General features: G+C 66.2%; 23 protein-coding genes. 14 read left to right on the plus strand and 9 right to left on the minus strand.

Annotated elements, in window-relative coordinates:
- Positions 1-5 precede the first annotated feature (5 nt).
- Together OG874_RS41380 and OG874_RS41385 are read right to left on the minus strand one after the other, a co-directional pair.
- Entirely contained in the window at positions 6-335 is a 330-nt protein-coding gene (locus tag OG874_RS41380) for an acyl-CoA carboxylase subunit epsilon (RefSeq protein WP_330252461.1), read from the minus strand.
- A 130-nt stretch (positions 336-465) separates the two neighbouring features.
- On the minus strand, positions 466-2,106 hold the full coding sequence (locus tag OG874_RS41385) for an acyl-CoA carboxylase subunit beta (protein ID WP_330252462.1): 1,641 nt from the start codon (positions 2,104-2,106) through the stop codon (positions 466-468).
- Positions 2,107-2,409: 303 nt separating this feature from the next.
- On the opposite strand from OG874_RS41385, the gene OG874_RS41390 reads away from it, so the two are divergent.
- Both OG874_RS41390 and OG874_RS41395 read left to right on the plus strand, forming a co-directional pair.
- Positions 2,410-2,595: a hypothetical protein gene (locus OG874_RS41390; protein ID WP_330252463.1), complete on the plus strand. Its 186-nt coding sequence runs from the start codon at positions 2,410-2,412 to the stop codon at positions 2,593-2,595.
- Between the two features lie 84 nt (positions 2,596-2,679).
- Positions 2,680-3,480, plus strand: a complete 801-nt coding sequence (locus OG874_RS41395; RefSeq protein ID WP_330252464.1) for a biotin--[acetyl-CoA-carboxylase] ligase — start codon at positions 2,680-2,682, stop codon at positions 3,478-3,480.
- A gap of 105 nt (positions 3,481-3,585) precedes the next feature.
- Here the strand turns inward: OG874_RS41395 and OG874_RS41400 are convergent, their stop codons facing one another.
- Positions 3,586-4,539: an acyl-ACP desaturase gene (locus OG874_RS41400; protein ID WP_330252465.1), complete on the minus strand. Its 954-nt coding sequence runs from the start codon at positions 4,537-4,539 to the stop codon at positions 3,586-3,588.
- A 281-nt stretch (positions 4,540-4,820) separates the two neighbouring features.
- On the opposite strand from OG874_RS41400, the gene OG874_RS41405 reads away from it, so the two are divergent.
- Genes OG874_RS41405 through OG874_RS41415 form a run of 3 tightly spaced genes read left to right on the plus strand, consistent with a single transcriptional unit; the run spans position 4,821 to position 7,419 of the window.
- The gene (locus OG874_RS41405) at positions 4,821-5,366 is read left to right on the plus strand and encodes a PH domain-containing protein (protein WP_330252466.1); all 546 of its coding nucleotides are present in this window, start codon (positions 4,821-4,823) and stop codon (positions 5,364-5,366) included.
- A 40-nt stretch (positions 5,367-5,406) separates the two neighbouring features.
- On the plus strand, positions 5,407-6,084 hold the full coding sequence (locus OG874_RS41410) for a response regulator transcription factor (RefSeq protein ID WP_330252467.1): 678 nt from the start codon (positions 5,407-5,409) through the stop codon (positions 6,082-6,084).
- A gap of 18 nt (positions 6,085-6,102) precedes the next feature.
- Positions 6,103-7,419 (plus strand): sensor histidine kinase, encoded by a 1,317-nt coding sequence (locus OG874_RS41415; protein ID WP_330252468.1) that lies wholly within the window; start codon positions 6,103-6,105, stop codon positions 7,417-7,419.
- An 18-nt stretch (positions 7,420-7,437) separates the two neighbouring features.
- Here OG874_RS41415 and OG874_RS41420 read toward each other — a convergent pair whose 3' ends face one another.
- Positions 7,438-7,980, minus strand: a complete 543-nt coding sequence (locus OG874_RS41420; RefSeq protein ID WP_330252469.1) for a GtrA family protein — start codon at positions 7,978-7,980, stop codon at positions 7,438-7,440.
- A gap of 39 nt (positions 7,981-8,019) precedes the next feature.
- On the opposite strand from OG874_RS41420, the gene OG874_RS41425 reads away from it, so the two are divergent.
- The 4 genes from OG874_RS41425 to OG874_RS41440 all read left to right on the plus strand — a co-directional run bounded on the left by OG874_RS41425 (position 8,020) and on the right by OG874_RS41440 (position 11,820).
- The gene (locus OG874_RS41425) at positions 8,020-9,246 is read left to right on the plus strand and encodes a 5-(carboxyamino)imidazole ribonucleotide synthase (protein ID WP_330252470.1); all 1,227 of its coding nucleotides are present in this window, start codon (positions 8,020-8,022) and stop codon (positions 9,244-9,246) included.
- Positions 9,236-9,739, plus strand: a complete 504-nt coding sequence (purE, locus tag OG874_RS41430; protein WP_330252471.1) for a 5-(carboxyamino)imidazole ribonucleotide mutase — start codon at positions 9,236-9,238, stop codon at positions 9,737-9,739. Before OG874_RS41425 ends, purE begins: the two co-directional genes overlap by 11 nt.
- 85 nt (positions 9,740-9,824) lie before the next feature.
- Positions 9,825-10,511 carry a TetR family transcriptional regulator gene (locus OG874_RS41435; RefSeq protein ID WP_330252472.1) on the plus strand — a complete coding sequence of 229 codons (687 nt, stop codon included), beginning with the start codon at positions 9,825-9,827 and terminating at the stop codon, positions 10,509-10,511.
- Positions 10,512-10,659: 148 nt separating this feature from the next.
- Positions 10,660-11,820, plus strand: a complete 1,161-nt coding sequence (locus OG874_RS41440) for an acyl-CoA dehydrogenase (protein ID WP_330252473.1) — start codon at positions 10,660-10,662, stop codon at positions 11,818-11,820.
- 84 nt (positions 11,821-11,904) lie between these two features.
- Here OG874_RS41440 and OG874_RS41445 read toward each other — a convergent pair whose 3' ends face one another.
- The gene (locus OG874_RS41445) at positions 11,905-12,231 is read right to left on the minus strand and encodes a GNAT family N-acetyltransferase (protein ID WP_330252474.1); all 327 of its coding nucleotides are present in this window, start codon (positions 12,229-12,231) and stop codon (positions 11,905-11,907) included.
- Positions 12,232-12,269: 38 nt separating this feature from the next.
- Positions 12,270-13,679, minus strand: a complete 1,410-nt coding sequence (locus OG874_RS41450) for an FAD-binding oxidoreductase (RefSeq protein WP_330252475.1) — start codon at positions 13,677-13,679, stop codon at positions 12,270-12,272.
- A 141-nt stretch (positions 13,680-13,820) separates the two neighbouring features.
- Between OG874_RS41450 and OG874_RS41455 the strand changes: the two genes are divergently transcribed.
- Both OG874_RS41455 and OG874_RS41460 read left to right on the plus strand, forming a co-directional pair.
- Positions 13,821-14,132: a hypothetical protein gene (locus OG874_RS41455; RefSeq protein WP_330252476.1), complete on the plus strand. Its 312-nt coding sequence runs from the start codon at positions 13,821-13,823 to the stop codon at positions 14,130-14,132.
- A gap of 68 nt (positions 14,133-14,200) precedes the next feature.
- Positions 14,201-14,719: a GtrA family protein gene (locus OG874_RS41460; RefSeq protein ID WP_330252477.1), complete on the plus strand. Its 519-nt coding sequence runs from the start codon at positions 14,201-14,203 to the stop codon at positions 14,717-14,719.
- Positions 14,720-14,724: 5 nt separating this feature from the next.
- On the opposite strand, the gene OG874_RS41465 is transcribed toward OG874_RS41460, so the two are convergent.
- From OG874_RS41465 to OG874_RS41475, 3 genes are read right to left on the minus strand one after another with little or no spacing between them, the layout of a single operon-like run.
- On the minus strand, positions 14,725-15,363 hold the full coding sequence (locus OG874_RS41465; RefSeq protein WP_330252478.1) for a Type 1 glutamine amidotransferase-like domain-containing protein: 639 nt from the start codon (positions 15,361-15,363) through the stop codon (positions 14,725-14,727).
- A gap of 6 nt (positions 15,364-15,369) precedes the next feature.
- A complete protein-coding gene (locus OG874_RS41470; RefSeq protein ID WP_330252479.1) occupies positions 15,370-16,209 on the minus strand; it encodes a maleylpyruvate isomerase family mycothiol-dependent enzyme in 840 nt (279 codons plus the stop codon).
- Positions 16,206-16,685, minus strand: a complete 480-nt coding sequence (locus OG874_RS41475) for an HIT family protein (protein WP_330252480.1) — start codon at positions 16,683-16,685, stop codon at positions 16,206-16,208. The genes OG874_RS41470 and OG874_RS41475 overlap by 4 nt, the downstream gene beginning before the upstream one ends.
- Positions 16,686-17,111: 426 nt before the next feature.
- On the opposite strand from OG874_RS41475, the gene OG874_RS41480 reads away from it, so the two are divergent.
- From OG874_RS41480 to OG874_RS41490, 3 genes are read left to right on the plus strand one after another with little or no spacing between them, the layout of a single operon-like run.
- Positions 17,112-18,230 carry a Re/Si-specific NAD(P)(+) transhydrogenase subunit alpha gene (locus tag OG874_RS41480; RefSeq protein WP_330252481.1) on the plus strand — a complete coding sequence of 373 codons (1,119 nt, stop codon included), beginning with the start codon at positions 17,112-17,114 and terminating at the stop codon, positions 18,228-18,230.
- Positions 18,230-18,547 carry an NAD(P) transhydrogenase subunit alpha gene (locus tag OG874_RS41485; protein ID WP_330252482.1) on the plus strand — a complete coding sequence of 106 codons (318 nt, stop codon included), beginning with the start codon at positions 18,230-18,232 and terminating at the stop codon, positions 18,545-18,547. The genes OG874_RS41480 and OG874_RS41485 overlap by 1 nt, the downstream gene beginning before the upstream one ends.
- 17 nt (positions 18,548-18,564) lie before the next feature.
- Positions 18,565-19,977, plus strand: a complete 1,413-nt coding sequence (locus OG874_RS41490) for an NAD(P)(+) transhydrogenase (Re/Si-specific) subunit beta (protein ID WP_330257637.1) — start codon at positions 18,565-18,567, stop codon at positions 19,975-19,977.
- The last annotated feature ends 101 nt before the right edge of the window (positions 19,978-20,078 follow it).

Raw genomic sequence — 20,078 nt, forward strand, 5'->3', positions numbered from 1 at the left:
CCTTTTCAGTCGCGCAGGTGTGACAGTTGCGGGAAGGCGTACGGGGAGAACGGGGAGGTGCCGCGATGCATCAGGGTCGGTCGACCCCAGCCGTCGGCCGGACCGGCCGGACCGCTGCCCGCGGCGCCGTTCGCGGCCGCCGACAGCACTAATACGAGCGCCGCGACATCCTCGTCGGAGGGCGCTCCCTTGATGACTCGAATGAACGGATGCTCGATCGCCTCGGGATCGGGGGTCGCCGCTGGCGTGGCCGCCTCGACCACGGCCGCGATCGGGTCGACTGTGAGATCCAGTTCGACGGCGGTCAACACATCTTCTTCTGCCACGGTCGTCACAGTGCCAGATCCTCTCTCTATATTGATCGAGCCTACGAACCCGATGTCATATGGATCAAGCGATCATCCTCGAATTCACTCATTGCTTCTCTGCAATCAGTGTGCGCGACCCATCGAGGTTATCGCTCGATCACAGCGGAATGTTGCCGTGCTTCTTCGGCGGCAGGGTCACCATCTTGCGCTCGAGCAGGCGCAGCGCCGAGACGATCTGGCCGCGCGTGTGCGAGGGCGGAATGACCGCGTCCACGTAGCCGCGCTCGGCGGCGACATAGGGGTTCACGAGGGTGTCCTCGTACTCATTCTGCAGCTCGAGGCGCAGCGTATCGACGTCGTCGCCATTCTTGGCGGCGTCCTGCAGCTGCTTGCGGTAGACGAAACCGACCGCGCCCGAGGCGCCCATGACCGCGATCTGAGCGCTCGGCCACGCCAGGTTCACATCGGCGCCCATGTGCTTGGAACCCATGACGTCGTAGGCGCCGCCGTAGGCCTTGCGGGTGATGATCGTGATTTTGCCCACAGTGGCCTCACCGTAGGCGTAGAGCAGCTTCGCGCCGCGCCGGATGATGCCGTTGTACTCCTGGCCGGTGCCGGGCAGGAAGCCGGGCACGTCGACCAAGGTGATGATCGGGATATTGAAGGCATCGCAGGTGCGCACGAAGCGCGCGGCCTTCTCCGCGGCGTCGATATCGAGGCAGCCCGCGAACTGGGTGGGCTGGTTGGCCACGATGCCGACGCTGCGACCGTCGATGCGACCGAAGCCGACGATGATGTTCATCGCGCGCTCGGCCTGCACTTCGAGGAACTCGTCGTCGTCGAGCAGGCGACGGATGACCTCGTGCATATCGTAGGGCTGGTTCGGCGAGTCCGGGATGATCGTGTCCAGCTCGAGGTCCTCGTCGGTGAGCGAGTCCTCGATGGCGCCGGTGATCGGGTCGGTGGCCGGGAAGCGCGGCGCCTCGGCGCGGTTGTTGCTGGGCAGGTAGCTCAGCAGATCCTTGACGTAGTCCAGCGCGTCCTGCTCGCCGGAGGCGACGTAGTGCGCCACACCGGATTTGGTCATATGTGTGTGCGCACCGCCGAGGTCTTCCATGGTGACGTCCTCACCGGTGACCGTCTTGATGACGTCCGGGCCGGTGACGAACATCTGGCTGGTGCCGTCGACCATGACGACGAAGTCGGTCAGCGCGGGGGAGTAGACGTGGCCACCGGCCGCCGGGCCCATGATCAGCGAGATCTGCGGGATCACGCCGGAGGCCTGGATGTTGCGGTGGAAGATCTCGCCGTAGAGGCCGAGCGAGACGACGCCCTCCTGGATGCGCGCGCCCGCGCCCTCGTTGATGCCGACCAGCGGGCGGCCGGTCTTGAGCGCCAGATCCATCACCTTGACGATCTTCTCGCCGTAGACCTCACCGAGGCTGCCGCCGAAGACGGTGACGTCCTGGCTGAAGATGCAGACGTCGCGGCCGTCGAGAGTGCCGTAGCCGGTCACCACGCCGTCGCCGAGCGGACGGTTCTTCTCCAAGCCGAAGTTCACGCTGCGGTGGCGGGCCAGCGCGTCGAGTTCTACGAAGGAACCCTCGTCGAGCAGGGCAAGGATGCGCTCGCGGGCGGTCATCTTGCCCTTGGCGTGCACCTTGTCGACCGCGGCCTCACCCATCGGGTGCTTCGCTTCTTCCAGCCGATTCCGCAGGTCAGCCAGCTTCCCAGCGGTGGTGTGGATATCGGGGGCGCCCGCCGATTCCGATGCGGGCTGCTGCTGGACACTCGTCATGGCTTCGGAGTGTAACCAGTGCCAGTGCTTCTCTCTAACCGAGTGCCGCTTACCGGTGAGTAGAGAAACCCCAGCTAGATCATGTTCCGATCCGCGAATGACGGCAAACTTCCTGGTCGATTACCGAACCGCGGTGGGGGCCGTGCGCTATTGGTCGCCGAGAAAATCAGTGGTGGGCGGTGGGTGTGCCCAGATAGCCTGGGGGCGTCAGTAATTCGACCGAGGGGAGGTCCCAGAAATGTTGGGTCGGAATCGAGTAGCCGCGTCCTGAGCACGCCGAGCGCACTGAGGGGAGGGAAACAAATGTGGGAATGGAGTCGTAGAACCGCCGAACACGCGTCGGCGGCGTCCTGGACCAGCTGGCAGCCGGTGCGGACCGAGCCGACCGTGGTCGAGCCGGAGTGCCGCAGCACTGAGACGACCGAGTCCACCACGGCGGAGGAGAGCTCCGGCATGGCGGCACCCCTGGAGTACTACCTCGTCGGATAGCTCCGGCTTTCGCTACCTGCCGCGGTATCGACGGCTCCGTCGACCTACCGCGGCAGGCTGGCGAGTACCGAGTAGCCTGCCGGTGTGCACAGGCCACCGTTGGATGCAGAGCAGTTGCGGCGCAGTCTCATCGAGTCGCCCGAGCTGTCGTTCTTCTCCCACATCGATGTGGTGGAGTCGACCGGGTCCACGAATGCGGACCTGATCGCGCGGGCCACCGACGCCGATGCCGATCGCGCGGTACTTCTCGCGGAAACCCAGGAGCAGGGGCGCGGTCGGCATACCCGGACCTGGATCAGCCCGCCGCGCGCACAGATAGCGATGTCGCTGTTGGTGCGGCTGCTCGGCATCGAACCGTCCGCGCTCGGCTGGCTGCCGCTGCTCACCGGTGTCGCGGTGGTGGACGCGCTGCGCGCCAACGCCGGTGTGGACGCGAATCTCAAGTGGCCCAACGATGTGCTGATAGGTGACCGCAAAGTCGCGGGCATCCTGGCCGAAGTCGCCTCCGGTGGTGGGGCGCCCGCCATTGTCGTCGGGGTCGGTCTGAACGTCAGTCTCACCGAGGCGGAACTGCCGGTGCCGCATGCCACTTCGCTCACGCTGGCGGGTGCGAAGGTCACCGACCGCACCGAGCTCGTGCGGTCGCTGCTGGCCGAATTCGCCCACCGCTTCACCGCGTGGCGGGACGCCGATTGGGATACCACCGATCTGATCGGCGTCTATCGCGAGCGGTGCACCACCCTCGGCGCGCTGGTCCGCGCCGAGCTGCCGGGCGGACAGACCATCGAGGGTGTCGCCACCGACGTCGATAGCGCCGGTCGTCTGCTGATCGGCGAGCACGCGGTCTCCGCGGGCGACGTAACCCACCTCCGCGCCCAGTACTGACCCAGGCCTTCGCACCCCTTGCAGGCCCCCATACCGCGAGTGCGAAGGCCGGCAAGGGTGCGAAGTCATGCCGCCGTTCCCTTGGTGGGCAGCGATGTTCGGGTGTCAGACGGGTTGCATGATGCCGCGGGCCGCTTCCCTGGCGAACATGCGGTCGCGCTGTTCCTCGAACTTGAGCACGTCCTTTTCCAGCTTCTCCAGGAACACGCCCAGCTCCTGCCGCGCCTGCTCGCCGCGCGGGCCGAAGTCGGTGCGGTCGAAGATGTTCCACTTCTTCAGCACCGGCTGCACCACTTCCTCGAGGTGCTGGCGCAGATCGTAGATGCCGTGCTTGGCCATCAGCACGCCGTTGCGACGGAAGTTCGGCATGCCGTAACCGGGCATGACGAAGTTGGTGACGATCGTGGTGATCGCCGCTATGGCCTGGTCGGGGACCAGGTCCAGGTACGCACCGCAGAGGTTGCGGTAGAAGATCATGTGCAGGTTCTCGTCGGCGGCGATGCGCTGCAGCATGCGGTCGGCGACCGCGTCGTTGCAAACCCGGCCGGTGTTGCGGTGACTGACCCGGGTGGCCAGTTCCTGGAAGGTCACATACGCGACGGTCACCGGGAAACCACTCCAGCCGTCGGGCGCATGCATGCCGCCGGTCATGTGGATCATGCGGGCCTGTTCCAGCGCGACCGGATCGACGCCGCGGGTGACGACCAGGTAGTCGCGCATGACGATGCCGTGCCGGTTCTCCTCGGCGGTCCAGCGGCCGATCCAGCTGCCCCAGGCGCCGTCGGAGGAGAAGTTCGCCGAGATCTCCCGATGGTAGGAGGGCAGGTTGTCCTCGGTGAGCAGGTTGGTGATCATCGCGGCCTTGGCGACCTCGTTCAACGTGGACTGCTCCGGCGCCCAGTCCTGTCCGCCCATCGCGGCGAAATTGCGACCGTCGTCCCACGGGACGTAGTCGTGCGGGTGCCAGTCCTTGGCCGTGGACAGATGGCGGTTGAGATTCTGTTCGGCCACCGGTTCGAGTTCGGTCAGGATTTCCAGCTGTGTCAGATGCTTGGTCACACGCGCCTCCACAGTTCGTATCGACGTCTTATCAAGCCGGACTTGTCTTTTCACAGGCAGACCGCTGAGCAGAACAAACGAGAGCTAATCGAACGGGCAGAGCCGATTCGCGGCCGGGTCGAGCGGCTGCCGCCGGACTGAGGCTGGGCAGCGATCCTGCGGGAAATCTCGAATGTGCTCAAGAGTATATCGAGCACGCGGCGGTGCGAGGTGACGATTGTGCAGCACGGCTTGTGTCGCTGTCCCCGCTTTCCGGCGTGTTCTCGCGGTAGGGTTCCGGCATGGGTTATCCGGAGGAGGTGCTCGCCCCGGACGAGCAGTTGATACTCCATCGTCATCCGCATTGGAAAATGCTGTTCTGGCCGATCGTGACGCTCATCGTCGCCACCGCGCTCGCAGGATTCGCCGGGGGGCTGATCTGGCGCAAGACCGAGGGAACGACTCGCTCGGTGCTGCTGATCGTGGTGCTCGTGCTCTGGCTCGGCATCCTCGGATGGCGTTGTGTCGCACGGATTATCAGTTGGAAGTCGACGCATTTCATCGTGACCGACCGCCGGGTGCTCATCCGGCAGGGCGTGGTCACCCACACCGGCATCGATATCCCGATGAGCCGGATTTCGAGTGTGCAGTTCCGGCACGGTCTGTTCGATCGGATGCTCGGGACCGGCACCCTGATCATCGGTTCCTCGTCGGACGAACCGCTCGAATACGACGACATCCCCCAGGTACAGAAGGTGCACGCCCTGCTGTACCACCAGGTATTCGAGGAATCCCGGGACGACTGGGACGACCGCGGTCGCGGCGGGGCACCGGGAGGCCACCGATGAAGTGCGCGGCGTTGCTGGCTCGAGTCCGTAATCTGGGCGTATGACCGCCGTACTGCTGGCCGAAGACGATGAGGCCATCGCCGCGCCGCTGTCGCGTGCGCTGGGGCGCGAGGGCTATTCGGTTACCGTCGAACGTTTCGGGCCCGCGGTGCTCAAGCGCGCGCTCGAGGGCGATCACGACCTGCTCATCCTCGATCTCGGTCTGCCGGGCATGGACGGGCTCGAGGTGTGCCGCCAGGTTCGGGCCCGCGGCGCCGATCTGGCCGTGCTGATGCTCACCGCGCGCACCGACGAGGTGGATTTCGTCGTCGGGTTGGACGCGGGCGCGGATGACTATGTCGGCAAACCGTTCCGGCTGGCCGAGCTGCTGGCGCGGGTGCGAGCGTTGTTGCGGCGCAGTGGAATCGGTGACGAGGCTGTCGAGGTCGGCGGCATCCGGCTGGAGCCCGCGGCGCGACGGGTGCTGGTCAACGGCGTCGAAGTCGGTTTGGCCAACAAGGAATACGAGTTGCTCAAGGTGCTGATCGATCGGGCGGGCCAGGTGGTGCCGCGTGAGACGATCCTGCGCGAGGTGTGGGGTGACGCCGAACTACGCGGCTCGAAGACCTTGGATATGCACATGTCCTGGCTGCGTCGCAAGATCGGCGACGAGGGCCCGATGGCCGAGCGGCGCATCGTCACGGTGCGCGGCGTCGGCTTCCGGCTGAACACCGACTGATGTTGCGGCACAACTGATATGCGGCGCAGAATTCTGCGATCGATCCTCACCGTGCTGACCATCACCACGGCGGTGCTCGGCGTCCCGCTCATCTACACCGCGTGGCTGTGGGTCGAGGACATCACGCGCAACGACCTGGAGAACCGCCTGGAGCGGATCGCGACGGAGATCATCGCCCAGGAGCACGCTGACGGCATCGTGCTCGGCGAGCTCGATACCCGACTGGTGCGCCCGCTCATCCCCAACGACGGCAAGCTGACCATCATCTATCCGGCGCCGCAGGACAACGCGTCGCGGCTCGATATCGGTGTCGAGCAGGTCGATGACCCACTGGTGGAATCGCTGTCGATGGGCACCAGCGGTTCGCTGCGCCTGGAGGTGCCGAAGGGCCCGATGCACCGGATGCAGATCCAGGCCGTCGGGGTGGTGGCGTTCGCGGTGCTCGCCTCGCTCGGCGCGGCGGTATCGGTGGCGATGATCGCCGCGCGCCGGGTCGCCGATCCGCTGCGTGATGTGGCGGCCCGCGCCGCCCGGCTGGCGATGGGGGATTTCCGGCCGGATCCGCGCCGGCACGGGATCTCCGAATTGGATCGGGTCTCCGATGTGCTCGACTCGGCGACCGTCGAGATCGCCGGGCGGCTGCAGCGCGAGCACGCGCTGGTCGCGGACGTCTCGCATCAGCTGCGCAGCCGCCTGACCGCGGTGCGGTTGCGGTTGGACGAGTTGTCCGCGCACTCCGATCCGGCCGTCGTGCACGAGGCCGAGGAGGCGATGGCACAGGTCGATCGGCTGACCGAGGCGATCGACGATCTGGTGCGCGCCTCGCGCGACGAGGATGCCGCCGACCGCGATCCGGTGCCGGTGATGGACGAATTGCGCGGCGTCGTCGAGGAGTGGTCCCATCCCTTCACCGAGGCGGGCCGGACGCTGCGGCTGATCGGTGACGAATCACTGCGCGCTCCCATCACCGGTTCCCGGCTGCGCGAAGCCGCCGCGGTGCTGGTCGACAATGCGCTGATGCACGGCGGCGGTACCTGCACGGTGTCGGTGCGCACGGTGCGCACCGTCAGCGAGCGCGAGCCGTTGGTGGTGGTCGAGATCGCCGATGAGGGCGACGGTGTGCGGGACGAACTCGCGCCGCACATCTTCGACCGTGGCTTCTCCGCGGGTGGTTCGACCGGTGTCGGACTCGCCCTGGCCAGGGCGCTCATCGAGGCCGATGGTGGGCGGTTGGAGTTGCAGCGGCGCAGGCCCGCGCTGTTCGCGATGTTCCTCGGATCCAGTGCGTCCTCGCGGACACCCAACGGCGCGCAGCAAGTTCCTGAGCCGCGCTAGCTGAGGCCCTGAGCCGCGCTAGCTGTGGCCGAGCTGCTCTTCCTCGAGCAGATCCTCGAATTCCTCGACGAGCTCGCTGATCTCATCGGGGAACACCCAGCGGCGCATCGCCCAGAAGCGGAACGCCATCTGCAGCAGGTTGCCGATGATGAAGGCGCTGATGAAGTCCGCGATGTTCTCGACGGTGAAGCTCACATCGGGTTGGCGCAGATCGAAGACATAGCTGGAGACCCACAGCGGGATGAAGCTCAGCACCACGCCGACGCCGCTGACTCCGAAGAACAGCAGCGCTTCGTGATGCTTCTCCCGGCCGCCGCGATTCTTGAACGACCACTCGCGGTTCAGGATGTAGGAACAGATGACCGCGATCACGCCCGAGATGATCTTCGCGGTGACCGGCTTGGTCTCCAGCACGGTCCACTTGAGCATGTAGAAGATGCCCGAGTCGATGATGAATGTGGTGGCGCCGACGATGGCGAATTTGATCAGCTCGTGGTGGTGGTACGCGATCTCCCGCAGGGGCTTGGGGAGGACGTTGACCACGTCGTCGACGAAAGACACAAGGCCCGAGTGTACCGGTCCCGATCATGGCCACCGGACATGACAAGATTGCACGACGTGAGCGTCTCTCGTTCGTTCGATCCTTCTGCAATGCCCACCGTCACCATGATCGGTGGTGGCCAACTCGCGCGCATGACGCACCAGGCCGCCATCGCGCTGGGCCAGCGGCTGCGGGTGCTCGCCGAGAATCCCGATGATCCGGCTGCCCAGGTGAGTCCGGAGGTCGTGCTCGGCAGCCACACCGATCTGACCGCGCTGCGCAAGGCCGCCGTGGGTTCGCACGCGCTCACCTTCGACCACGAGCAGGTGCCGACCGAACATCTGGAGGCGCTCGTCGCCGAGGGCGTGAACGTCCAGCCGCCGCCGCGGGCGCTGGTCTTCGCGCAGGACAAGCTGGCGATGCGGACCAAGCTGTCCGAACTCGGGTTGCCCGTGCCCGCCTTCACACCGGTTGCCTCGGTGGCCGACGCGGTGCGGTTCGGTGCCGAGCACGACTGGCGGATCGTGCTGAAGGCGGTGCGCGGCGGATACGACGGGCGCGGTGTCTGGATGCCGGAGTCGGCGGCCGCGGCCGAGACGATTGTGGCCGACCAGCTCGCGCACGGTGTGCGGCTGCTCGCCGAGACGAAGGTGGACCTGAAGCGCGAACTGTCGGCCATGGTGGCGCGTTCGCCGTTCGGTCAGGCCGCGACCTGGCCGGTGGTGGAGACAGTGCAGCGCAACGGCCAATGCGCGGTGGTGATCGCGCCCGCGCCGGAGCTCAGCGCCGCATCGGCCACGCAGGCCGAGACGCTCGCACTGAATCTGGCCGAGGAACTCGGTGTCGTCGGTGCGATGGCGGTCGAGCTCTTCGAGACCACCGACGGTGCCATCCTGATCAACGAACTGGCCATGCGCCCGCACAACTCCGGTCACTGGGGCATGGACGGCGCCTGCACCGGCCAGTTCGAACAGCATCTGCGCGCGGTGCTCGACTACCCGCTCGGCGACACCAGCCCGCTGGCCCCGGTCACCGTGATGGCGAATATTCTCGGCGCGCCCGAGGCGCCCGCGATGTCGATGGATGAGCGGCTGCATCACCTGTTCGCCAGGATGCCCGAGGCGAAGGTGCACATGTACGGCAAGAGCGAACGCCCGGACCGCAAGATCGGGCATATCAACGTGCTCGGCGACGATGTCGCCGTGGTGCGGGAGAAGGCCGAGCGGGCGGCGCACTGGATGTCGCGCGCGATCTGGACCGACGGATGGGATCCCCATGGTGAGTAATGCGCAAGTTGGCCTGATCATGGGCAGCGACTCCGACTGGCCGACCATGGAGGCCGCCGCAATCGCCTTGGCGGAGTTCGATATTCGTTTCGAGGTCGGCGTCGTCTCGGCTCATCGCACCCCCCAGCGCATGCTCGACTACGCCCGCGACGCCACGGGCCGCGGCCTGCAGGTCATCATCGCGGGCGCGGGTGGCGCCGCCCACCTGCCCGGCATGGTCGCCTCCGCCACCGCGCTCCCGGTCATCGGCGTCCCGGTTCCGCTGAAGTACCTCGACGGTATGGACTCCCTGCTGTCCATCGTCCAAATGCCCGCGGGCGTCCCGGTCGCGACGGTATCGATCGGCGGCGCCCGCAACGCGGGCCTGCTCGCCGTCCGCATCCTCGCCGCCGCCGACCCAGCCCTGCGCACCCGAATGGAACAGTTCCAGGCCGGACTCGAAACCATGGTTCTGGAAAAGGACGAAGCCCTGCGCACCAAACTCCTCGGCTGAACCCGACGGTCCGCACCGAGCGACCATGCAGTGCTCTTCGGTCATGTGCGGGCGGGTTGGTCGCCGGGCTGGCTACGGTGATGCGGTGGCGACTGAGGAACCCGTTCGGGGACGGATCGGAGATGACGCGGCCAGGTTTCGGCTGACGGTGGTGGATCAAGCACTCCGGTTGTTCGCTGAGCAAGGGTATGAGGCGACGACGGTGGATGAGATCGCGGAGGCGGCGGGGATTTCGCGGCGGACCTTCTTTCGGCAGTTCCGGTCGAAGGAGGATGTCATCTTCGCTGATCACGAGGCGCAGTTGGCGCGGGCGGCGGAGTTCTTGGCGGCGGCGCGGGGGGATCCGTGGGAGGCGGTGTGCGCGGCGGTGGTGCAGGTGTTCGAGCGGTTCACGCAGTGGCGGGAGATCGCCGAGCGGCGATATCGGGTGGTGCGCAAGGTGCCCGCGCTGCGTGAGCGGGAGATCGTGACGGTGTTCCGCTACGAGCGGTTGTTCACCGACTTTCTGCGCGAGCGGTTGCCCGAGGTGCCGGATCTGGCGCGGGTGCAGTTCACGGCGGCGGTGACGGCGACGCACAACTACCTGCTGCGGCGGATGGTGCGCGGCGAGTCGGATGCGGGTGCGGCGGATCTGCGGGTGGAGTTGGCCGCGATTCCCCGCGGTGTCGGACGTGGGCCGGGGGCCGAGGAATTGGTGGTCGCGGTGTTTCCGAGGGATATGCCTGCGCGGCAGGTCGCCGATCTTGTGACCCGGCAGCTCGGTAGTCTGTGACGGGAATCATAATATGCAGAATCTGACACTCAGTGCCATGGCGTAACCGCACTTGACGCTGCATTCGGGGCGTATACTCGATCCAAGATGGCACTGAGTGCCGACAGCGGGCATTGGCCCAGCACCGACGACCAGGAGTGTGCCCCCCATGGCGGGAAATCCGAATTTCAACCTGTTCCAGTTGGAGGACTTCCACGATGAACTGCGTGCGGCCATCCGCGGACTGGCGGAGAAGGAAATCGCACCGTACGCCAAGGACGTCGACGGCAACGCCCGCTTCCCGCAGGAGGCGCTCACCGCGCTGAACGCCTCGGGCTTCAACGCGGTGCACGTGCCCGAGGCCTATGGCGGCCAGGGCGCGGATTCGGTCGCTACCTGCATCGTGATCGAAGAGGTCGCCCGCGTCTGCGGTTCGTCCTCGCTGATTCCCGCGGTCAACAAGCTCGGCACCATGGGCCTGATCCTCAACGGTTCCGAGGAGCTCAAGCAGCAGGTGCTGCCGGACCTCGTCAACGGCGCGATGGCCTCCTACGCGCTGTCCGAGCGGGAGGCAGGCTCCGATGCCGCGGGCATGCGCACCCGCGCCAAGAAGGACGGCGACGACTGGATCATCAACGGCTCCAAGTGCTGGATCACCAACGGCGGCAAGTCTTCCTGGTACACCGTCATGGCGGTGACCGATGCGGAGAAGGGCGCCAATGGCATCTCGGCGTTCCTGGTGCACTCCGACGACGAGGGCTTCGTGGTCGGCCCGCTCGAGCACAAGCTCGGCATCAAGGGATCGCCCACCGCCGAACTGTATTTCGAGAACTGTCGAGTGCCGGGTGACCGCATCGTGGGCGAGCCGGGCACCGGCTTCAAGACCGCGCTGCAGACCCTCGACCACACCCGCCCGACCATCGGCGCACAGGCCGTCGGCATCGCGCAGGGCGCCCTCGACGCCACGATCGCCTACACCAAGGACCGCAAGCAGTTCGGCACCGCGATCGCCGACTTCCAGAACACCCAGTTCATGCTGGCCGATATGGCGATGAAGATCGAGGCCGCCCGCCTCATGGTCTACACCTCGGCCGCGCGCGCCGAGCGCGGCGAGAAGAACCTCGGGTTCATCTCCGCCGCCGCCAAGTGCTTCGCCTCGGATGTGGCCATGGAGGTCACCACCAACGCCGTCCAGCTCTTCGGCGGTGCCGGCTACACCACCGACTTCCCGGTGGAGCGGATGATGCGCGACGCCAAGATCACCCAGATCTACGAGGGCACCAACCAGATCCAGCGTGTCGTGATGTCGCGAGCGTTGCTGCGGGGCTGATCTGGCATACCGACCGGGTGTTCCGGCAAGTCTTTTCCCGACTGTTGGTGCACCCGGTCTTTTCCTCGCGGACTACCTGCGGACCTAGGCGACCAGATCCGCGTATTCGCCATGTTCGACGATGTACTTCTCGACGTACCAGCAGGTCGGGATGATGGCGAAGCCCTCGGCGCGGGAATCGTTCAGCGCGTATGCGACCACTTGGGCGGCCACGCCATGGCCTCGGAACTCGGGGAAGGTCATGGTGTGGTGGAAGTCGCGGACCCTGCGGGGACGGTAGTCGGCGGAGCCGACGGGGTGGGTAGGAGGAGCATCGTCACGTTCGGCGTAGTCGGCGTACCCGGCGAGGGTGTCGTCGATATAGATCTCGAATCGGGTATCGGCGACATTGTGCTCGAGCCTGGTGGTCATGATCTGGTGAAACTCCTTCGCGGCCGGGAATGTTCCGTCTAGAGAATCGCGCCTGGGTTGAGGATGCCATGCGGGTCGAGCGCGTCCTTGATGCGCCGAGTGAGTGTCATCACATCGGGGCCGAGCTGATCGGGCAGCCACGCCTTCTTCAATCGGCCGACCCCGTGTTCGCCGGTGATCGTGCCGCCCATTTCGATCGCCAGGTCCATGATCTCGCCGAAGGCGCGATGCGCGCGCTCGGTCATCGCCGCATCGGTCGGGTCGTGCACGATGAGCGGGTGGGTATTGCCGTCCCCGGCGTGCGCGATTACCGAGACCAGCACGTCGTTGCGCGCGCCGATGGCGGCGATGCCGGTGACCAGCTCGCCGAGTCGCGGCAGCGGGACGCCGACGTCCTCGAGCAGCAGCTGCCCGATCTTCTCCACCGCGGGAATGGCGAAACGCCGTGCGGCGGTGAAGGCCTCGCCCTCCTCGGGATCCTCGGTGTGGAAAACCTCGGTGGCCCCGGCCTTTTCGCAGATGCCGACCATGACTTCGGCTTCGTGCCTGGCGAATTCGCCCGGCGCGTCCGAGCGGGCGACCAGCAGCGCCGCCGCCGCGCGATCCAGGCCCATCCGCATCTCATCCTCGACCGCGTTGATCGCCACCCCGTCCATGAATTCGAGCATGGCGGGCCGCAACGTGCCGGTGATGCCGAGAATGGCCTCGGTGGCGGCGCTCAGCGTCGCGAAGGTCGCGACCACGGTGGACTGCGGTGGCTGCGCGGGCAGCAGCCGCAGAGTGAGTTCGGTGATCACCCCGAGGGTGCCCTCGCTGCCGACGAACAGCTTGGTCAGCGACAGCCCCGCCGAATCCTTCAGGCGCGGTCCGCCGAGCCGCACCACCGTGCCGTCGGCCAGTACCACCTCCATGCCGAGTACGTAGTCCGTTGTGACGCCGTACTTCACACAGCACAGACCGCCCGCATTGGTGGCCGCGTTGCCGCCGATCGAACAGATCTCGAACGACGACGGGTCCGGCGGGTACCAGAGGCCGTATTCGGCGACCGCGCGCTTGACCTCGGCGTTGAGCAGGCCCGGTTGGACCACCGCGGTGCGGGTGACCGGATCGACGGTGATCGCGCGCATCCGCTCGGTGCTGAGCACAATCCCACCGTCGACGGCCGTCGCGCCACCGGACAAGCCGGATCCGGCCCCGCGCGGCACGACCGCGACCCGGTGTTCGTGCGCCCAGCGCAGGGTGGCCGCGACATCGTCGGTGGCGTTCGCGCGGACCACGGCCAGCGGTGTGCCCGCGTCGGGGTCGCGCGCCCAGTCCTGCCGGTAGCCCGCCAGCAGGTCGGCGTCGGTGAGCACCGCACCGTCGGGCAAGCGGGAGATCAGGTCATGCAGGTCCACAGAACTCACGCTATACGCCGCCGACAGGTGGGCGAGTCCGCCGGGCCGCATGCCGGGCCGGCCATAACAGTCGCGGGCCCGGTTCTCCCTGGAGGTTGCTACAACGCGGAGACCGGCGCGATGTGGAGCGATCCAGTGGTGCCGGGTCCGTTCGGCGATAAGAATTCCGGGCAACGCCGTTAAGGAGGTCTCATGCAGGTCGAGTCGCCGGACTACCGTGAACTGGTCGCCGCGGTCTTCTCCTACGAGTTCGTCGACGGCGGCATCGACCCGGACGCGCTCCGGCGCATCCACGCGGGCGATCTGCAGGAATGGATCACGGCGCTGGACCGTTGCGGCATGTTCGGCAAGACCGCCATCGCGACCCTGTCCGAACAATGGCACCGCGACCCCCGCATCCTGCTCGACGCGCTGCTGGACGAGCTCGACGATGTCACCCGCCGCCGCTGCCTGGTCGCCTGGTCCGCCCTGGACCGTCGCCCACCGCTCACCCAGATCAGCTGATCGCGCGAGCACAATGTGGTTTGCCCGATGATCACCTGGCGGACACCTGCCGCTGGCATGCTGGCGGCGTGCCGGACCTAGCGAGGACCACCGACTCCGTGGCGGACCGCTTCACCCGCTGGTGCGAGGCCGTCGTCGCGCGCCTGCCGTGCGGGCTGAATCACCTTGTCCCCCCGACCTTCCTGGGCTTCGCGCTGATCAACGGATTCACCTTCGGTGTCGACTTGGCGCTGCTCACCGTGTTTCACGGCTGGTGCGGACTACCGGTGTGGCTGTCGGTCACGGTGGCCTATATCTGCGCGTTCGGGCTCAGCTTCGTGCTCAACCGCACCTTCAACTTCCACTCGCACGCCCCCGTCGGCAGGCAGGCCGCGGTGTACGTGGTGGTGGTCGTGATCAACTACCTCGCCTTCATCCTCGGCGTCGGTAGCGGTCTGGCCGCCCTCGGCCTGGAGTACCACCTGTCCCGGTTGCTGGCCGGGGCATGCGAGGCGGTCTACATGTACACCGCGATGCGCTGGGTGGTGTTCCGCAATCGCGAGCCGGTGCGGCCGCAACCCGAACTCGCGCCCGACGTGCGGTTCTAGCGGGCTTACCGCAGCACTTCGGTCCGGTCGCCGTCGACCACGACGACGTCATCGTCGGTCAGTGCCCAGTGCGGGATGCCCTCGTTCCGATAGCGGGCGGCCAGTAGCGTGGACGCACCGTCGGGATCGGTCGCGGAGTCCAGATGTGGCACGATTCGGTGGTCCACCAAACCCAGTCCGTCCCAACGGGGTTCGATGCCGCAGGTCGGTTCGACCTCGGCGGGATCATCGGTGGATTCCAGGCCGCGCAGGTCGGGTGTCAGCAGGCAGGCGCCTGCGCTGTATCCGGCGTAGACCAGCGCGTCGGCGGCGAGCAGTTCGGGCAGGACGATATCGGCTCCGCTGCGGGCGAATTGGGCGCGCAGCACGAAGGTATTGCCGCCGCGCACCCACACCAGCGGGTAGTCGGCCAGTGTGCGCGCCAATGCGGTTGCGCGCCCGACGAATTCGCGCAGATCCAGTACCTCTGGGGCGTAGCCGAGCTTGCGCAGTGGGACCACATCGCTGCTGACCGCGCCCGACCAGGCCGCCGGCCAGGCGTCACAAGCGTTGGGAATCACCGCGACTCGGCCCGGCGCACCGACCAGCGCGGCGAGCCGGTCGTAGTGCGCGCCGAATCGGTAGCTGGACAGGAACAGTCGCACCGCGGCTCAGATGGTGAACGCCAAGTTGCGGACCAACCGGTTGCCGAGTTCCGTATCGCCGGAGATGGTGAACTCGCCGGCGTGCTCATCGGCCGTGGTGCGCCCGCCGCGCAGCCGGGTGAACAGCCCGGAGTTCATGCCGACCATCACGGTGGCGGGCGCGTCCAAGACGTCGACAATATTGGCCCGGCCGTCCACCGCGACGTGCAGGGTCATGGTCAGCGGGCCGGTCAGCTCGAAGGTGATGCGGGAGCCGTCCGGCGCCTGCGCGCCCTTGGCCACCGACCGGCCGATGCTCGGTACGAGTTCGGCGAAGGCCCGCTCGGCGCGCGGTCCGCCCTCGTCGACGGAAACGCCGAGCCCATCGGCGAGATCGAGTTCGTGCATCCAGCAGTCGAACAATCGCACCCGCATGAACCGGCCGTAGCTGACCTTGCCGATCGGCGATACCGTCTCGGCCTGCCATTCGGTGTCGCCGAAGCTCGCCAGCGCCTCGCGCCTGCGATCGGTGACCTCGCGGTACAGCTCCAGCAGCCGCTTACCCGACAGCGGCCGCAGCCGATCGACCCAGATCTCGTTGAGCACGCCGGTTTCGTTGCGCACATGCGGCAGCGCCTTGACATCGGTCTTGGGCCGAATCGGATCGTGCGCGGGCGGGATCTCGCCGAGCAGCCACGATTCGGTGCCAACGACATGGGCGAGGACATCGAACAACGACCAGCCCGGCAGCGGCGACGGTGTGCGCCAACGCTCTTCGTCGAGATCGGCGACCAGCGCCGCGATCGCATCCCATTGTTGCGAGAGCAGCCCGGTCAGCTCGGTCCGGTCCACGGTCGGGTCGGTCATCCTTGCAGTCCTTCCTCGGCGCCGCCGTACTCGGCGCTCGTTTCGTCGTCGTGCTCCAATGCCGAAATTCCGGCTCGGATGGCGGCCGCGGTGGATTGCGGATCGTGCGGGCGGCGCAGCAGCAGCCCGGCGGCGAAGCTCAGTTTGTCGCCGTGTCGGCGCGGGATGACGTGCAGGTGGACGTGCGGGACGGTTTGGAAGGCGGCGGTGCCATCGTTGAGCACGAGGTTCGCGCCGTCCGCGGCCAGGTCGCTGCGCCGGATCGCCAGGGCGAGCCGGTGTCCCGCGCGGAACATGTCGGCGCCCAACTCGGCGTCCAGATCCGCCAATTCGGCGGCGTGCCGCTTCGGAATGACCAGGGTGTGGCCGCGGGCGATGGGGCGGATATCGAGGAAGGCGCACAGTGTGTCGTCCTCGTAGACCTTGGCCGCCGGGGCCTCGCCCGCCGCGATGCGGCAGAAGACGCAGTCGTTCACACGCCGACCATACGGCGTACGACCTATCGGCGACAGCTTCGGGCATGATGCACGTCACTGTGCATACCTCTTGCGCGGTGTCGACCTGGATTCGAACCCGAGGATTGGTAATCGACTTCTACATCCGGTCTTGTGGCCGTTACCTGCGACGACAACCATCGAAACCGATAAGCCCTGATCAACCGTGTGCGCCGGAGGTGCGCACCGTGTTCGCCCCGATGCCGTGAATCCGGCATAACACCGGAATCCGGCGCCAACTTGTGACGGCCATCTCAGCTAGGCTCGCCGCTAGCGACTGCTTGCGGGTCGCTCGAAAGGTCAGTGAGCCGGGTACAGTTGCGAGGATTTGGACGAACTTACTCAAGAGTAATATTGTCCGCCGTCGACCGGTTGCTTGAAGCTCAGCCAGAGAAGGAAGTCTGACAAGTGGAGACAACGCAGAGCGTAGGCGACCAATCGCCACGCGGAGCGCGTGTCGGAGTCGTTCGCGAGTCAAACGCGGGCGAGCGGCGTGTCGCATTGGTGCCGAAGATCATCCCGAGCCTGCTGAAGCAGGGCGTGGACGTGGTGGTCGAAGCGGGTGCCGGACTCGGTGCGCTCATTCCGGACACAGCTTATGTGGAAGCAGGCGCGACGATCGGCGATCCGTGGTCGGCCGATGTGGTCGTGAAGGTGGCTCCGCCCAGTGACGCCGAGGTGGCGAAGCTGGCCAGCGGTCAGACCCTGATCGGCTTCCTCGCCCCGCGCAATGCCGAGAATCAGATTCCGGCGCTGAAATCGGCGGGGGTGCAAGCGTTTGCCGTCGAGGCGATTCCGCGGATTTCGCGGGCGCAGGTGATGGATGCGTTGTCCTCGCAGGCCAATGTCTCCGGGTATAAAGCCGTGCTGCTCGCCGCCTCGGAATCGACCCGCTTCTTTCCCATGTTGACCACCGCGGCGGGCACGGTGAAACCGGCGACGGTGCTGGTGCTCGGTGTCGGTGTCGCCGGTTTGCAGGCACTGGCCACGGCCAAGCGTCTCGGTGGCCGGACCACCGGTTACGACGTGCGGCCCGAAGTCGCAGATCAAGTGCGGTCGGTCGGTGCGCAGTGGCTGGATCTGGGGATCGACGCCGCCGGCGAGGGCGGATATGCCCGTGAGCTCACCGATGCGGAAAAGGCCGAGCAGCAGCAGGCCCTCGAGGATGCGATCAAGGGCTTCGACGTGGTGATCACCACCGCGCTCGTCCCGGGTCGGCCCGCACCGCGGCTGGTGACCGCCGCGGCGGTCGAGGGTATGAAGCCCGGCAGTGTGATCGTGGATCTGGCGGGGGAGACCGGCGGTAACTGTGAGCTGACCGAACCGGGTGAGACGGTGGTCAAGCATGAGGTGACGATCGCCTCGCCGTTGAATCTGCCTGCCACGATGCCCGAGCATGCCTCGGAGTTGTACTCGAAAAATATTGCGGCACTGCTGGAGTTGATGTTGGTCGACGGGAAGTTGGCCCCGGACTTCGATGATCAGGTGCTCGCCGATTCCTGTGTCACTCGTGAGGTGGATTCCTGATGTACACCGAACTTCTTGCGAATATCGCGATCCTGGTGTTGTCCGGGTTCGTCGGGTTCGCCGTCATCTCCAAGGTCCCCAATACCCTGCACACCCCGCTGATGTCGGGTACCAACGCCATTCACGGCATCGTCGTGCTCGGCGCCCTGGTCACCCTGGGTAACGTGCAGGACCCATCGATCCTGACCCAGATCATCCTGTTCGTCGCCGTCGTGTTCGGAACCCTCAACGTCATCGGTGGTTTCGTGGTCACCGACCGCATGCTGGGCATGTTCAAGGGTAAGAAGGCCGCAGCGCCGGTGAAGGCGGAGAAGTGATGCATACCTTCGATAATGTGACCTATCTGGTCAATGGCCTCTACATCATCGCGTTCGGCATGTTCATCTACGGTCTGATGGGTCTGACCGGGCCCAAGACCGCTGTGCGCGGCAACCTGATCGCCGCCGCGGGCATGGTCATCGCGGTTGTCGCGACACTGATTTCGATCCGTCACACCTCGAACTGGATTCTGATCGTCGCCGGTCTGGTCGTGGGTGTCGTGTTGGGCGTGCCGCCCGCGAAGTTCACCAAGATGACCGCCATGCCGCAGCTGGTGGCGGCGTTCAATGGTGTCGGTGGTGGCACCGTCGCGTTGATCGCCTGGTCGGAATTCATCAATAGCGACGGGTTCTCGCACTTCGATGAGGAACCGACCGTGCACATCGTGGTCGGATCGCTGTTCGCGGCGATCATCGGCTCGATCTCGTTCTGGGGATCGCTGATCGCGTTCGGCAAGCTGCAGGAAATCCTACCCGGGCGTCCCATCGGCCTAGGTAAGTTGCAGCAGCCGTTGAACCTGCTACTGCTGCTCGGCGCGATCGCCGCCGCCGTGGTAATCGGTATCGGCGCCACCAATGACGGTGTGCCCCAGATCTGGATGATCGCGGTACTCGTCCTGGCCGGTGTGCTCGGTTTGGCGGTCGTGCTACCCATCGGTGGCGCGGATATGCCCGTTGTCATCTCATTGTTGAACGCCCTGACCGGATTGAGTGCCGCCGCAGCCGGTTTGGCGTTGAACAACACCGCCATGATCGTGGCGGGCATGATCGTCGGCGCGTCCGGCACCATCCTCACCAACCTGATGGCCAAGGCCATGAACCGGTCCATCCCCGCCATCGTCGCCGGCGGATTCGGTGGCGGCGGAACCGCTCCCAGCGCCGGGGACGGTGAGGCCAAGCAGGCCAAGGCCACCTCCGCCGCGGATGCCGCGATCCAGATGGCCTACGCCAATCAGGTCATCGTGGTGCCCGGCTACGGTATGGCCGTCGCCCAGGCCCAGCACGCCGTCAAGGAAATGGCAGCGCTGTTGGAAGCCAAGGGTGTCGAGGTCAAATACGCGATTCACCCTGTCGCCGGCCGTATGCCCGGCCACATGAACGTGCTGTTGGCCGAGGCCGAGGTGTCCTACGACGCGCTCAAGGAAATGGACGATATCAACGGCGAATTCTCCCGCACCGATGTCGCTTTGGTGATCGGCGCCAACGATGTCACCAACCCGGCCGCCCGTGAGGACTCCACCAGCCCGATCTACGGCATGCCGGTGCTCAACGTCGACCAGGCCAAGTCCGTCATCGTGCTCAAGCGTTCCATGAACAGTGGTTTCGCCGGAATCGACAACCCACTGTTCTACGCCGACCACACCTCCATGCTCTTCGGCGACGCCAAGAAATCCGTCGGCGCGGTCACCGAAGAACTCAAAGCACTGTAATGTGAAGGTGCGGTAAGACTCTCGGCTCCCGGCGCTAACACCCTCTCAGGTCCGCACCGGGCAAGGTAAGCCCGCTTCCGTTCGCGGAAGCGGGCTTACCT

This window comes from Nocardia sp. NBC_00565, assembly GCF_036345915.1.
Taxonomy (GTDB): domain Bacteria; phylum Actinomycetota; class Actinomycetes; order Mycobacteriales; family Mycobacteriaceae; genus Nocardia.